This window comes from Streptomyces sp. NPDC015127 (genome assembly GCF_043080095.1).
In the GTDB taxonomy this organism is placed as follows: domain Bacteria; phylum Actinomycetota; class Actinomycetes; order Streptomycetales; family Streptomycetaceae; genus Streptomyces.
In genome coordinates, this window is the sequence record NZ_JBIBVE010000002.1 from 217,159 (window position 1) to 231,363 (window position 14,205).

Sequence of the window (14,205 nt, forward strand, 5' to 3'; positions counted from 1 at the left end):
CCGTGGACTTCTCCGTCATCCTCTCCGACGCGATCCGCTCCGGCATCGGCCCCATCGCCGCGATCTACGCGATCGCCGCCCTGGGTCTCAACCTGCACTTCGGCTACACGGGCCTGCTCAACTTCGGCCAGGTCGGCTTCATGCTCGTCGGCGGCTACGGACTCGCCATCACCGTGGTCACATGGGGCGGTTCGATGTGGCTCGGCATCCTGGCCGGGCTCGCCTCCGCGGTCGTCCTGGCCCTGCTGCTCGGCCTGCCCACCCTGCGGCTGCGCGCCGACTACCTCGCCATCACCACGATCGCCGCGGGGGAGACACTGCGGCTCTTCTACCGCTCCAGCTGGGCCGAGCCCACCACGGGCGGGGTGTTCGGCCTCCAGCGCTTCGCGGGCGACTTCTACGACCTCAACCCGATCCCGCCGGGCCGCTACGGCGTGTGGAAGGTCGAGTTCACCTCCCGGGACCTGTGGGTGCTGATCGTCGCCTGGGCCCTGGTCGTCGTGCTCGCCGCCCTGCTGGCCCTGCTCGTGCACAGCCCCTGGGGCCGTGTCGTGCGTTCCGTGCGCGAGGACGAGACGGCCGTACGCAGCCTGGGCAAGAACGTGTACGCGTACAAGATGCAGAGCCTCGTCATCGGCGGCGTGATCGGGGCGGTCGCCGGGATACTCCAGGCGATCCAGGTGCAGTCGGTGAACCCGGACAGCTACGACCCCGCCGTCACCTTCTTCCTCTACACGCTGCTGGTGCTGGGCGGCGCCGGGCGGATCCTGGGGCCGGTCGTCGGCTCGGTCCTGTTCTGGTTCGTCCTCACCTTCCTCGACAGCGCTCTGCGCCAGGCCATCGGCACCGGAGCCATCCCCTCCGAGGTGATCAGCACGTCGGAGGTCGGCGCCGTGCGCTTCGCCCTCGTCGGGCTGGCCCTCATCCTGCTCGTGGCGTTCCGCCCGCAGGGCATCCTCGGGAGCCGGAAGGAGATGCTGCTCAGTGGCCGCTGAGAACCGCAGCCCCGCCACGCCCCGCGGCCCCCGTGCCACGGACGCGCAGGCCGTCGCGGCCGAACCCGGTGTGCGCAAGCCCGACGCGCTGCTCGTCCTGGACGGCGTGCGCCGCAGCTTCGGCGGCCTCGCCGCCGTGCACGTCGACCACCTGGAGGTGCAGCGCGGCACCATCACCGCGCTCATCGGGCCCAACGGCGCGGGCAAGACCACGCTGTTCAACGTGGTGAGCGGCTTCGACCGGGCCGACGGCGGCCGGTGGGCGTTCGACGGGCAGCCGCTCGCCGGCCGCCCCGCCCACACGATCGCCCGCAGCGGCCTGGTGCGCACCTTCCAGCTGACCCGCACGCTCTCCCGGCTCACCGTCCTGGAGAACCTGCTGCTCGCCGCGACCCCGCAGCGCGGCGAGCGGCTGCTGCCCGCGCTGCTGCCACCGCTGTGGCGCGGCCAGGAACGGGAGAACGAGGCCAGGGCCGGTGAGCTGCTGGGCCGTTTCCGTCTCGGACCGCTGCGCGACGACTTCGCGGGCACGCTCTCCGGCGGGCAGCGCAAACTGCTCGAACTCGCCCGCGCCCTGATGGTCCGCCCGCGGATGGTGCTGCTCGACGAGCCCATGGCCGGTGTGAACCCCGCCCTGACCCAGTCGCTGCTCGGTCACATCACCCAGCTGCGCGACGAGGGCATGACGGTGTGTTTCGTCGAGCACGACATGGACGTGGTGATGGGCATCAGCGACTGGGTGGCCGTCATGGCCGGCGGCCGCCTGGTGGCCGAGGGCCCGCCGTCCGCGATCGGCCGGAACGCGGCCGTGGTCGACGCCTACCTCGGCAAGCACCACGACGAACCCGAAGCCACCGGCGAGGAGGACGAGTCCCGTGACACCTGACCGCATCCCGGAGCGGCCCCCGACCGCGCCCCCCGTCCTCGCGGCCGACGACGTCGTCGCCGGCTACGTGCCCGGTGTCGACATCCTGCGCGGCTGCAGCATCGAGGTCCGGCCCGGCGAACTGGTCGGCGTGATCGGCCCCAACGGCGCCGGGAAGTCGACCCTCGCCAAGGCCGTCTTCGGACTGCTCCGCATCCGCGGGGGATCCGTGCGGCTGCACGGCGAGGACGTCACCAACCGGCCCGCGCACGAACTGGTCCGCAGCGGCGTCGGATACGTGCCGCAGCTGCAGAACGTCTTCCCCGCGCTCACCGTCGAGGAGAACCTGCGCATGGGCACGTACCTGCGCCCCAAGTCCTTTGCGGCGCGTGCCCGGGAGGTCGAGGAGATCTTCCCGGTCCTGGCCGACCGCCGGAAGCAGAAGGCGGGCTCCATGTCCGGCGGCGAGCGGCAGATGCTCGCGATGGCCCGCGCGCTGATGACCGAGCCGCGGCTGCTGCTGCTCGACGAGCCGTCGGCCGGACTCTCACCGCGCTACCAGGACCAGGTGTTCGACCGCGTCAAGGAGATCAACGGCGCGGGCGTCGCGGTGCTCATGGTCGAGCAGAACGCCCGCAGGTGTCTGCAGATCTGCGCCCGTGGCTACGTCCTCGACCAGGGCCGCAACGCCCACACCGGCACCGGCACGGACCTGCTCCACGACGAGAAGGTGATCGAGTGCTACCTCGGCACCCTCGCCCGCGTCCGCTGACACATCCGTTTCCACGGCCGTCTCACTCCTCGCCCCGGCTCACCTCGGTGCGCACGGTCTGCAGCTTGCCCTGGTCGTCGTAGGTGTAGACCTCGATCGTCGCCTGGCCCGGCTCGCCGGCGTCGGTGAACTCCAGCGGACCGCTCACGCCGTCGTAGTCGATGTTCCTGCCGTCGGCCAGCAGCTCCTTGCACGCGGCGAAGGACGTGCACTTGTCGCCGTCCTTGGTGACACCGACCATCTCCTCGGAAAAGGCGCCCGGGTCGTCCGACTTCGCCTGCTCGGCAGCGAGCGCGATCGTCGTGACGCAGTCGAAGACCTGCGGCGCGAACTGCAGCTCCTTCAGCTCGGGCGCGAACGCCTTGAGCTGCCTCACGTACTCCGCGTTGGACGCCGACGCCGGGGCCGTGCCCTTCATGCCGGCGAGCCGTTCGGGGTTCCTCGGCGCGACCAGGGAGGGCAGTTCCGCGCTGCGCAGGCCGTCGGCTCCGTAGACACCGATCTGCTGCGGCCCCACTCCGGCCTCGATGAGCCCTTGCAGGATCTGCGCACCCTCCTCGAACGAGATCACCACGACGCCGTCCGGGTTCGCGTTCCTGACCTGCTGCACGAGCTGGTCGTAGTTGGTCGCCCTCGTGTCGTACGTCTCGGCGACCACGACCTCCGTGCCGCCTTCCTCCAGAGCGTCCCTGGTGGACTCCAGCAGCCCGCGACCGTAGTCGTCGGCCCGCGCGACCAGCGCCACCCGGTCGTGGCCGTCGGCCTGGATGACGTCGGCGAGCACCGGCGCCTGGAGCACGTCGCTCGGCGCGGTACGGAAGTAGAAGCCGTCGTCCTCGTAGTCGGTGAAGGTCGGTGCCGTGTTGGAGCCGGAGCACTGGACGACGCCCGCCCCGGTTACGCGGTCGATGAACGACAGCGACATCCCGGATGCCGCCGCGCCGATGATCGCGTCCACTCCGCTTGCCAGCACGCGGTCCGCCGACTGCGCCGCCACGGCCTCCTGACCTGCCTCGTCACCGGAGACCACCGCGGGGATCGGCTTGCCGAGCACTCCGCCCGCGTCGTTGATCGCCTTGATCGCGAACTTCATCGACTGGATCTGGGGAGGCCCGAGAAAGGCCAGCTGACCGGTCTCGGGCAGGACGTACCCGAGCTTGAGTACACCGTCCTCGTCGCGCGCCGCCGCTGCCGAAGCGCCCCCACCGCTCGAGCCGCAGGCGGCCAGCAGAAGCGTGGCCGCGCCCAGGAAGATCGCGGACCGCCGTATCGACGTGTGCATGTCCGCCTCCCTCAGTAGAGGCTGTGTGCTGTTTTGTCAAAGAATAGGCCGTTTGGGGAGGGGTGGCCCCGCCGACCGTTCCCGTCCGCGCGCGGAAAAGCCGTCGCGGCGGCCCGGACCGGCTGGCTAGGCTCCCGCTCCCGCCGTGCTCCAGCGAGCGCGTCCCTGTCCGTGTACCCCGCCGAGGAGGTCCATGTCCGGCGTGAAGATGCATGCCGACGAGGTCGACATCGACGCGTCGCTGGTCGGCCGGCTGGTCGCGGCGCAGTTCCCCCAGTGGGCCCGTCTGCGCGTCACGAAGGCCCCCTCCGCGGGTACCGACAACGCCATGTACCGGCTGGGTGACGACCTGGTGGTCCGCCTGCCGCGCATTCCGGGCGCGGCGCGACAGGTCGGCACGGAGCAGCGCTGGCTCCCGTTCCTCGCCCCGCATCTGCCGCTGGCCGTGCCGGTGCCGCTCGGGCGGGGCGTTCCGGGCGAGGGGTACGAGCTGCCCTGGTCGGTGTACGCATGGCTCGACGGCGCGAACGCGTTCGACGAGCCGCTCGCCGATCTCGCCCACACGGCCGTGGAGTTGGGCCGGTTCGGCGCGGCCCTGCGCACGGTCGACGCCTCCGGCGGGCCGCCGTCCTTCCGGGGCGGCCCGGTCGGCACGCACGACGCCGACGTCCGCGCGGCGATCCGGGCCCTGGGCGCGGACGGCACGGTGGACGCGGACGCGGCGACGGCGGCCTGGGAGGAGGTCCTGCGGCTGCCCCAGTGGCAGGGCGACCCGGTGTGGGTCCACAGCGATCTCCTGCCGGGGAACCTGCTCGTCCGGGACGGCCGGCTCGCCGCCGTCATCGACTTCGGCGGCGTGGGCGTCGGCGATCCCGCCTGCGACATGATGGCCGCCTGGACGCTGCTCACGGCCGGGACCCGGGACCTGTTCCGCGAGGCGGCCGACGTGGACGACGCCACCTGGGCACGCGGCCGGGGCTGGGCGCTGTCCTGGGGGCTGATCACGGAGCACTACTACCGCGTCAGGAACCCCGTGCTCGCCACGGTGGCGCGCCGCGCGATGCGCGAAGCCCTCGCGGAGTACGAGTCCGGCACGGCCTGACCCTGCCCGGCGCCGGGGCGCTTCAGGCCCGGGCGGTCCCGGCGGACCACCTGGCGCACGACCTCCGTCAGCGCCTCGGCCCGCGCGGTCTGCCGCACGTCGGCCGGCCACCGTGCTGGTCACCCTGCGGCTGCGCCCCCGGGACACCCCGCGCCGCTACCGGGTCCCCTTCGGCACCGTCGGCTTCCGCACCTGCGCCGTGCTCGTCTATGCGTGCATCGTCCTCGGCCCCTGGACCGCTCTCTTCTCCGGAACCCTGGAACCCGGGACCGGGGCTCCCGCCGGCCGGACGAACGCCGGCCGGCGGAGGGCATCACTCCGCCGGCCGGCCGTACAGCGGGTACCCCCGGAGCCAGGCCCTGTCCGGGCGATCTTGCCGGGCTCGCGTGCCCTGGCACGCACTCCCCGTATCCCTTCGGGCAACGGGAGAGGCTCCCTCCTCCGCTCACTGATCCGGCCTGGCCCAAACGAAAGACCCTAGGGGGCGACCGCCATGTCGAACACATGGACATTGGCGTTGCCCGGCAGCACGACCAGCTCGACCGTCTTCTCGGGATCGAGCGGGACCGAGTGGGCGAACACCCGGTAGGCGATGCCCGCGTTGCCGTAACCGTCGGGCCGGTTGCGGCCGTTCGTCGACTTGATCAGCGTCGCGCCGTGGTCCGTGGCGTTCTGGAACGACCAGTTGGGGAAGCCCACCGCACCGCTGGTGCTGGACCCGTCGGTGTAGAACACCGTCGCGGTGCCGGTGGCCCCGGTGGTGACACCCGAGCCGAGCAGGACCAGACGGCTGCCCCGACCGTCGAGCCGCACGGCCTGCCCGGAGCTCGCGACGTTGTTCATCGTCCCCGGGGCCGCGGTCGGCCAGGTCAGCCGCGCTCCCAGGGCGGTCACGGCCGCTCCTGGCGTGAGCCCGACGTCGGCCAGCTTCTGCGCCGAGAAGCTGTTTCCGTCACCGTCGTAGTCACCGGGCGCGGTGTTGCTCTCGTCGGTGATGCCCACGTTGTTGTAGGCGTCCGAGAGGCGGGCCAGGACCGGACCGTAGCGCTGCACCCGGGTGCCGGTGGCCGTGCCCTCGCCGTCGCCGCCTTCGTAGGTGGCGGTGGCCGTGAACGTGCGCATCGTGAAGCCGGAGCGCTTCTCCGGCACCTGGATCCTGAACTCCGCCGTGGCATCGGCGCCCGGCGCGTACGACCCGTCGACGCTGCGCACCGAGGGCTGCACCGCCCACCCCGCGGGGCCCGCGAAGGTGACCTTGAGGCGGCGCATGCGCTCCGGGCCCGCGTTGGTGACGGTGACCTTCACCGCCGAGATGGCCGGCCCGTCCAGATCGACGGGGGATATCGCCACCTCGGTGCGTGCCGCGGGCTCCTCGGCGGCGTATGCGGCGGCCGCGTGGGCGGGGGTGAACGCCACCGCCACCACCGCCAGGGCCGCCACGGCTCTTCGTGGCGCGGTCAGAAGGACGGACATGGCTGCTCGCTCCTTGTCTCGGTGGAACGGGGCATGGCAGGGGCCGGCGTCACACCGGCGGCATGTCGGTCATGCGCGAGTCGAGCCCGCCGCGCAGGTTCACCCACGAGCCCCGCGTGAAGTCGGGCACCGCCACGGGCTTGCCCTTGCGGTCGAGGGACATGACGCTCAGCGGGACCGGCGAGCACCAGGCGGCCGAGTCGTACACGTCGATGTCCGGTACCAGACCGGCCCGCATCTGCTGCACCGTGCGCCACTGCAGCACGTAGTCCATGCCACCGTGGCCGCCGTTGTTCGCCGCGTCGTCGCCGATCTTCACCCAGAGCCAGTGGTCGAACTCCTTGCGGTACGGCGCGAAGTCCCGCCACGCGTGCCCGCCGTGATCGGGCTCGAAGTAGATGCGCCCGCCGGTGGTTGACGTGCCCGCGTAGTCCTCGAAGATGCCGCGGCTGCCGGCGAGGGAGTTGATCCGGCTGTAGGGGCGGGGGGAGCTGACGTCGTGCTCGGCGCGGATCACCCGGCCCTTCGCGGTGTCGATCATGCAGGTGACCAGGTCACCGTTGATGTACGTCTCGTTCCAGGACGGGTGGCCCTTGGGGACGAAACGCTCCCGGTAGTCGGCGAGGCCCTTGGGAGCGGTCGCGGTGGCGCGCAGCGTCGTCATCCGGTCGCCGCGGTTGATGTCCATCGCGGCGGCGACCGGGGCGAGCCCGTGCATCGGGTAGAACGACGCGGTGCTGCGCGTGTGCCACAGACGGCGCCAGGCGTCCGTGTAGTACGTGGTGGAGAAGAGCAGCGCGCGCAGGTCGTGCAGGTAGCCGCCGTGCCCGTTGGTGACGTCGCCGAACACGCCTTCGTGGGCCATCTTGAGCATGGCCAGCTCGTTGCGCCCGTACGAGCAGTTCTCGGCGAGCATCAGGTGGCGGCGGGTCCGCTCCGAGGTGTCGACCAGGTCCCACAGCTCGTCGAGCTCGGTGGCGATGGGCAGCTCGACGATGACGTGCTTCCCCGCGAGCAGCGCGGCCCTGCCCTGCTCGTAGTGGAACTCCCACGGCGTCGCGATGTACACGAGGTCGATGTCGTCGCGCTCCAGCATCCGCGCGTACGACTCCGCGGAGCCGCCGTACTCGGCGGGGCGCGGCTTGCCCGCCTTGACCAGGTCGTCCGCGACGCGCTTCGCGCGGTCGGCGCGGATGTCGCAGACGGCGGTCACCCGGCAGCCGGGAACGACGGACCAGCCCTTGGTCATCCCGTTGCCGCGGTTGCCGAGTCCGATGGTGGCGACCCGGACCGTGCGGTGTACCTCGTACGGCACATTGATCATGGACGTCTGACCGGCCCGGCGACTCGGCGTCGCGGCCCCGGCGGCGGAGTCGGCGTCGGCGGCCGGCGCGGCGAGAGCCGGCGCGGAGCCGCCGGCTCCCAGGCCGACGGCCAGCGCACCGGCGGCGGCACCTCCGAGCACCGAACGCCGGGAGACTTCGGGGACTTCAGGCATGACGAACTCCAGACATGGGGTCGGCATCACTGGCGGGACGACTCTGACGGGACCGCCACAGATGTGTCAATGGATGCTCACTGGAACCCGATTGCAAACAAAAATGCACAAGGCAGCGGCGGTGCCCGGGCCTTCGCGCCTGGCCCGGCAGAGCCCGTGGTCACACCGCCCCGGCCCCCTCGTCACCTGGCACCGTGCGATGCGGGCGCGCCGAAGGGCTCCGGGCGGAGATCCGAACGGGCCCTGGATGCCCGGCGCTTGGGGACGGGCTCACACGGCCCGTCGGGCCGAAGGCGCAACACGCCGGTTCCGCCAGGGGCGCGGGCCGTACGTGCGCCCGGCGCCGACTGTCCCCGGTGCGCGCGGACATGGGGCGCGGCGGTCCGCCCGTACGGCGGACCCGACACTCCGCCGTACGGCCCTGTGGGCCACGCGTTGGGCTGGGGGAGGACCGCAGACGGCGGGCCTTTCGCGTGGCCGCCCGGCCGGACAGGACCTAGGGGGTGTCTCGCCGAGCCGGGCTCGCGACGCCTGGCACCGCGCCTCTCCCCCGTAGCCCTTCGGGCACGGGTGGCGCCCCCAGTGTTGTCGTCGGTCGCCGACGCTCCGCGTCGCCTCCCTGCTCCGCCTTGCGATCCCTAGACCCCCGCGAGGACGCCCAGCAGCCTGGCCACCTCCGACGCCACCGCGTCGCGGGCCGGGCCCAGGTACTTGCGGGGGTCCGCGACGTCCGGGGACGCCTCCAGACGTTCCCGCACGGTCCGGGTGAACAGCTTGTTGAGGTGCGTGGAGATGTTCACCTTCGTCATGCCCGCCGCGACCGCTTTCGCGAGGTCCGTGTCACCGACACCCGACGAACCGTGCAGGACCAGGGGCACGCCGACGGCCTCGCGCAGTCGGGCGATGAGCTCGAAGTCGAGGACCGCGTCCCGGGTCAGCATGGCGTGCGAGCTGCCCACCGCGACGGCCAGCGCGTCGACGGCCGTCGCCTCGGCGAACGCGCGCGCCTCGTCCGGATCGGTGCGGACACCGGGCGCGTGCGCGCCGTCCTTGCCGCCCACCTCGCCCAGCTCCGCCTCGACCCACACACCGGCGCGGTGGCAGTAGTCGGTGATGTCCCGCGTGGCGGACACGTTCTCGTCGTAGGGAAGCCTGGAGGCGTCGAACATGACCGAGGTGAAGCCGAGTTCGACGGCCTCCCGGACGAGGACGGCCGACTCGGCGTGGTCGAGGTGGACCGCCACCGGGACGGTGGCCGCCCGCGCGACGGCGAGGGAGGCGAGGCCGACCGGGGCGAGCGCGCCGTGATAGCGGGCGGTGTTCTCGCTGATCTGCAGGACGACCGGCAGCTGGGCGAGTTCGGCACCGGCGACGATGGCCTCGGCGTGTTCGAGCTGCACGACGTTGAACGCGCCGACCCCCGAGTTGCCGGCACGGGCGGGACCGACGATGGCGTCAGTGGATGTCAGAGGCATGGGTGTTCTCCACGGAAACGGTGGTACGGAACTGGTCGTAGATGTCCCGGTCGACATCGCCGGCCATGGGACAGGGCACCGCGGCCGCCGACAGCGCCACGGCCTCGCGCAGCCGTACGGGCCACGGTTCGCCGCTCGCGAGCGAGGCGGCGAGCGCCGCGACACAGGCGTCTCCCGCTCCCGTCGGGTTCCCGGACAGCCGACGCGGGGGAGTGGCCCGCCACGCACCGTCCGGGGTGACGGCGTACAGCCCTTCGGGCCCTCGGGAGGCCACCACGGCCTGCGCTCCGCGCGCCCGCAGCGCCTCGGCGGCGGCCACGACGTCCTCGTGGCCGGTGACGTCGGCGATCTCGGCCGTGTTGGGCTTGACGACGGTCGGCCCGGCCGCCAGCGCCGCCGTCAGGGCCGGCCCGCTGGTGTCCAGGACGGTGGACGCCCCCGCCGCGGCGGCCGTCCGGACGAGCCGCGCGTACGCGTCGGAGGGCAGCCCGGGCGGCAGACTGCCGGACAGCACCACGACCGCGGCCTCGCGGACCAGGCGGGCGAAACGCGCGGCGAAGTCCGCCCAGGCCGCCCGATCCACGTGCGGGCCGGGCTGGTTGAAGACGGTGGCGTCGCCGTCGTCGCGGGAGACGACGGTGACCGTGCGGCGCGAGTCGCCCGCCATGGGCACCAGTTCGTCCCGCAGTCCGGCCGTGCGCAGCTCGTCACGTACGAGCTGCCCCGTCGGGCCACCCGCGAGCCCGGTCACCGTCGCCGGTGTGCCGAGGGCCGACAGGACGCGCGCGACATTGACGCCCTTGCCACCGGCCCGTTCATGGACGGCGCGCACGCGGTGCGAGCCGCGCGGCACCAGGGCGTCGACCTCGTAGGTGACGTCGAGCGCCGCGTTCAGGGTCACGGTGAGGATCACGGCGCCGTCGCTCCCGCCACCGGCCGGTGCCCGCGCGCGGGAGCGGCGGATTCCGCAGGCACCGGCTCGCGGACGGCGGGCTCGACCCCCGCCGCCTGCCAGGCCAGGATGCCGGCACCCAGGCAGCCTGCCTCGTCGCCCAGTCGGGCGCGGACCAGGCGTGGCCGGCGCTGGAAGGTGAGCCGTTCGCCGAGCCGTGCCCGCAGCGGATCGAGGAGCAGGCCGCCCGCTTCGGCGAGGCCGCCGCCGACCACGATCAGACCGGGGGCCAGGAGCGTCGTGAACGTCGCCAGCGCCGTGGCCAGCGCGTCGACCGCGCGCTCCCACACGGCCACGGCCTCGCGGTCGCCGTCCGCCACCAGACGCGCCACCCCGGCGGCGCCGTCGACGGTTCGTCCGGTACGCGCCGTGTACGCCGCCGCGATCGCCGCGGCGGACGCCACGGTCTCGAGGCAGCCGCGGCTTCCGCAAGCGCACGGGTCGCCGCCCGGCTCCACCACGGCGTGCCCCAGCTCCCCGGCGTGGCCGAGGCCGCGCACCACCTGTCCCTCGCACACGACGGCCGCCGAGATGCCCGTGCCGATCGGCACGAACAGCACGTCCCGCGCGCCGCGCGCGGCACCGGTACGGCACTCGGCGAGTCCGCCGGCGCGCACGTCGTGCCCGAGCGCGACGGGCAGGCCGGACGCGTCCCGGAGCAGTGCCGCGAGGGGCAGGTCCGACCAGCCGATGTTGGCCGAGTACACCGCCCGCCCGGCCTCCTCGTCGACGATGCCGGGCACCACCGTGCCCGCCTGGCGGACCGTCAGGCGCCGGGCGGCGGCCTGCGACGCGAGGTCGCGCAGCACGGTGGTGATCGCGGTCACCACCGCTTCGGGGCCGTCGCGGCGGGGCGTCGGCCTGCGCAGCGTGGTCAGGGGCGTCAGCTCCCGGTCGAGCAGGGCCCCCTTCATGCCGGTGCCGCCGACGTCCAGCGCGACGACGCAGTCGCGCCTGCCGAGCGTGTCAGGCATGGCTGTTCTCGAGGATCACGGACCGGGTGAGGTTGCGGGGGCGGTCGGGGTCGTAGCCGCGGGCCTCGGCGAGCAGAACGGCCAGCCGCTGCACCCGTACGAGGTCTGCCAGCGGGTCGAGTTCACCGGCCGCGTCCCCGGACCCGGCGACGAAGGTGCCGCCGACCCGCGCGACGTCGTCGGCCAGTCCCGTGGGCGCCGCACCGAAGAGCCATGCCACCCGGCCCGGCCCGGTGATGCTGATCGGCCCGTGCCGGTACTCCATGGCCGGGTACGACTCGGTCCACGCGCCCGCGGCCTCCCGCATCTTGAGCCCGGCCTCCAGCGCCAGGCCGTAGGTCCAGCCGGTGCCGAGGAAGGTGAACTGCTCGGCGGCGCGCACCTGGGCGCTGAGCGGCTCGGCGAGGGCACGCTCGGCATCCTCGACCGCCCGTGCCAGCGGCCGCACCCCGGCCGGCAGCGCGTCCTCGGCCTCCAGGTGCGCGCGCAGCAGGGCGAGCGCGGTGGTGGCGAAGCGGGTCTGGACGACCGAATCCTCGTCGGCGTAGTCGAGGACGGCGACGGCGTCGGCGGCGTCCATGACCGGGGTGGCGGGGTCGGCGGTGAGGGCCGCGGTCGCGACGGTCCCCTTCACCCTGGCCAGCAGGTCGAGGACCTCGGTGGTGGTGCCCGACCGGGTGATGGCGAGAATGCGGTCGTAGGCGCGGCCGGCGGGGAACTCGGAGGCGGCGAAGGCGTCGGTCTCGCCGTGGCCGCCCGCCTCGCGGAGGTGGGCGTAGGCGAGGGCCATGAACCAGGAGGTGCCGCAGCCGACGACGGCGACACGCTCGCCGCGGCGCGGCAGGACGCCTTCGAGCGAGCCGAGGGACTCGGCCGCTCGCCTCCAGGTGTCCGGCTGGGAGGCGATCTCGACCGAGGTACGTGAGGCGTCCGGGGCGGTCATGGGCTGAACTCCTTGCTGAGAGCGGTCGGTTGACGGATCGGGTGGCAGGCCCGCTATTTGACGGAGCCGGCGGTCAGACCGGACACCACCTTGCGTTCGATGAAAGCGAACAGCACGACGACGGGCACGATGGCGATGACCGAGCCGGCGAAGAGATAGTTCCACTGCACGGTGTAATTGCCGATGAAGCTGTTGATGCCGACCGTAAGGGGCTGGCTCTCCGGGATCGTCGACAGGGTCAGGCCCATGACGAACTCGTTCCACGCCGCGATGAAGGTGAAGATCATCGCGGTGACGACCCCGGGCAGTGCCAGCGGCAGGGTGACCCGTACGAGCGCGCCGATGCGGCCGAGGCCGTCGATCATCGCGGACTCCTCCAGGGCCACCGGGATGGAGCCGATGTACGCGGTCAGGATCCAGATGGCGAAGGCGAGGTTGAAGGCGGCGTTGCACAGGATCAGCGTCCACACCGAGTTGAGCATGTCCAGCTGGTAGAACTCGCGGTAGAGGCCCACCAGAAGCGATGTCGGCTGGAACATCTGGGTGACCAGCACGAGCAGCAGGAACAGCCTGCGGCCGCGGTACCTGACGCGAGCGGTGTAGTACGCGGCGGGCAGCGCGACCAGCAGGACCAGCAGCGTGGACCCGCCGGCCACCAGGAGCGTGACGCGCAGATTGGCACCCAGGTTCGAGTCGCGCCACACGTCGACGAAGTTCGACCAGGCGAACGCCTCGGGCAGGTAGGTCGCGTCGCGCAGTTCGTCGGCCGGCCGCAGCGCGGTGATCACCATCTCGGCGTACGGCAGGAGGAAGACCACGGCGATCATCCAGGCGGCCGCCGCCACGACGACCGTGCGCGGCCGCAGGGTGCCGCGTGGCCGGACGGTGTCGGGGCGGGGCCCGCCGGGGGGCCGCGTGACGGCGGGGGCGAGCGTCTGCTGGGCCATCAGTTCTCCTCCTGGTTCCACCGGCCGGCCTTCAGGAAGACGGCGACCATGACCACGACCAGGGCGAAGTTGACGACGGACATGGCGGCGGACTCGCCGATGTCGGAGTTCTTGAGCTGGTACATGAAGACGGTGGTGGTGGCCGTGTCGCTGTCCGGACCGCCGTGCGTCATGCTCCAGATGATGGGGAACGAGTTGAAGACGTTGATCAGGTTGATGACGACGCCGACCAGGAAGGCCGGCCGCAGCAGCGGCAGGGTGATCCGCCGGTAGGTCTGCCACGTACCGCTGCCGTCGACCCTCGCCGCCTCGTACACCTCGCCCGGCACGGTCTGCAGACCGGCCAGCAGCGTGTACGTCGTGAAGGGCAGGGAGACGAAGACCGCGACGAACATCATCCACGGCCAGGCGGTGGCCGGTGTGCCGAGCCAGTCCTTCGGGCCGTCGATGAACCCCAGGTCGGTCATCAGGGTGTTGAGAACGCCCGCGGTCTGGTTGAGCATCCACTTGAAGCCGATGGCGGTCATGACCACCGAGGCCGCCCAGGGCGCGATGAGCGCCCAGCGGGTCAGGCGACGGCCCGGGAACTTCTGGTCGAACAACTGGGCAAGGGCGAGGGAGACGACCATCGTCGCGGTCACGACGACCACTGTCCACACGACGGTGGCGAGGAGGACCGAGGGCAGCGACGGGTCGTCGAACAGCTGCCGGTACTTGTCGAATCCGGCCGAGCCGCGGACGAAACCACTGCTGCTGATCCTGAGGAACGAGGTGCGGACCATCTCGAAGACGGGCCAGACCACGACGAGCACGATGAGCAGGACGGCGGGCCCGATCCAGGGCAGCGGGCCGAGACGGGCGAGCCCGCCGCCCCGGCCGGTGCGGCCGGAGCGGCGAGTCGTGGGGGAGGTGGTGGACACGAGGGTG

At 72.4% G+C, this 14,205-nt stretch carries 13 protein-coding genes; 4 read left to right on the forward strand and 9 right to left on the reverse strand.

Annotated features, from left to right (window positions below):
- Positions 1–2: 2 nt before the first annotated feature.
- From ACF08N_RS04235 to ACF08N_RS04245, 3 genes are read left to right on the forward strand one after another with little or no spacing between them, the layout of a single operon-like run.
- Positions 3–995 carry a branched-chain amino acid ABC transporter permease gene (locus ACF08N_RS04235; protein WP_392323044.1) on the forward strand — a complete coding sequence of 331 codons (993 nt, stop codon included), beginning with the start codon at positions 3–5 and terminating at the stop codon, positions 993–995.
- Positions 985–1,881, forward strand: coding sequence for an ABC transporter ATP-binding protein (locus ACF08N_RS04240; protein WP_392323045.1), 897 nt, complete (start codon positions 985–987; stop codon positions 1,879–1,881). Before ACF08N_RS04235 ends, ACF08N_RS04240 begins: the two co-directional genes overlap by 11 nt.
- Positions 1,871–2,632 (forward strand): ABC transporter ATP-binding protein, encoded by a 762-nt coding sequence (locus tag ACF08N_RS04245; protein WP_392323046.1) that lies wholly within the window; start codon positions 1,871–1,873, stop codon positions 2,630–2,632. Before ACF08N_RS04240 ends, ACF08N_RS04245 begins: the two co-directional genes overlap by 11 nt.
- A 22-nt stretch (positions 2,633–2,654) precedes the next feature.
- Here the strand turns inward: ACF08N_RS04245 and ACF08N_RS04250 are convergent, their stop codons facing one another.
- Complete coding sequence (locus ACF08N_RS04250) at positions 2,655–3,914, reverse strand: ABC transporter substrate-binding protein (RefSeq protein ID WP_392323047.1); 1,260 nt, start codon at positions 3,912–3,914, stop codon at positions 2,655–2,657.
- A 193-nt stretch (positions 3,915–4,107) separates the two neighbouring features.
- Between ACF08N_RS04250 and ACF08N_RS04255 the strand changes: the two genes are divergently transcribed.
- Positions 4,108–5,016, forward strand: coding sequence for an aminoglycoside phosphotransferase family protein (locus tag ACF08N_RS04255; protein WP_392323048.1), 909 nt, complete (start codon positions 4,108–4,110; stop codon positions 5,014–5,016).
- 477 nt (positions 5,017–5,493) lie between these two features.
- On the opposite strand, the gene ACF08N_RS04260 is transcribed toward ACF08N_RS04255, so the two are convergent.
- The 8 genes from ACF08N_RS04260 to ACF08N_RS04295 all read right to left on the reverse strand — a co-directional run bounded on the left by ACF08N_RS04260 (position 5,494) and on the right by ACF08N_RS04295 (position 14,198).
- A complete protein-coding gene (locus ACF08N_RS04260) occupies positions 5,494–6,489 on the reverse strand; it encodes an NEW3 domain-containing protein (RefSeq protein WP_392323049.1) in 996 nt (331 codons plus the stop codon).
- Between the two features lie 49 nt (positions 6,490–6,538).
- Complete coding sequence (locus ACF08N_RS04265) at positions 6,539–7,987, reverse strand: Gfo/Idh/MocA family protein (RefSeq protein WP_392323050.1); 1,449 nt, start codon at positions 7,985–7,987, stop codon at positions 6,539–6,541.
- Positions 7,988–8,625: 638 nt separating this feature from the next.
- Positions 8,626–9,462: a ketose-bisphosphate aldolase gene (locus tag ACF08N_RS04270; protein ID WP_392323051.1), complete on the reverse strand. Its 837-nt coding sequence runs from the start codon at positions 9,460–9,462 to the stop codon at positions 8,626–8,628.
- Complete coding sequence (locus ACF08N_RS04275; RefSeq protein ID WP_392323052.1) at positions 9,443–10,375, reverse strand: 1-phosphofructokinase family hexose kinase; 933 nt, start codon at positions 10,373–10,375, stop codon at positions 9,443–9,445. The genes ACF08N_RS04270 and ACF08N_RS04275 overlap by 20 nt, the downstream gene beginning before the upstream one ends.
- Positions 10,372–11,388 carry an ROK family protein gene (locus ACF08N_RS04280; RefSeq protein ID WP_392323053.1) on the reverse strand — a complete coding sequence of 339 codons (1,017 nt, stop codon included), beginning with the start codon at positions 11,386–11,388 and terminating at the stop codon, positions 10,372–10,374. Before ACF08N_RS04280 ends, ACF08N_RS04275 begins: the two co-directional genes overlap by 4 nt.
- On the reverse strand, positions 11,381–12,331 hold the full coding sequence (locus ACF08N_RS04285; protein WP_392323054.1) for an SIS domain-containing protein: 951 nt from the start codon (positions 12,329–12,331) through the stop codon (positions 11,381–11,383). The genes ACF08N_RS04280 and ACF08N_RS04285 overlap by 8 nt, the downstream gene beginning before the upstream one ends.
- A gap of 53 nt (positions 12,332–12,384) precedes the next feature.
- Complete coding sequence (locus ACF08N_RS04290; RefSeq protein WP_392323055.1) at positions 12,385–13,278, reverse strand: carbohydrate ABC transporter permease; 894 nt, start codon at positions 13,276–13,278, stop codon at positions 12,385–12,387.
- Positions 13,278–14,198, reverse strand: coding sequence for a carbohydrate ABC transporter permease (locus ACF08N_RS04295; RefSeq protein WP_392323056.1), 921 nt, complete (start codon positions 14,196–14,198; stop codon positions 13,278–13,280). The genes ACF08N_RS04290 and ACF08N_RS04295 overlap by 1 nt, the downstream gene beginning before the upstream one ends.
- Positions 14,199–14,205: the final 7 nt, after the last annotated feature.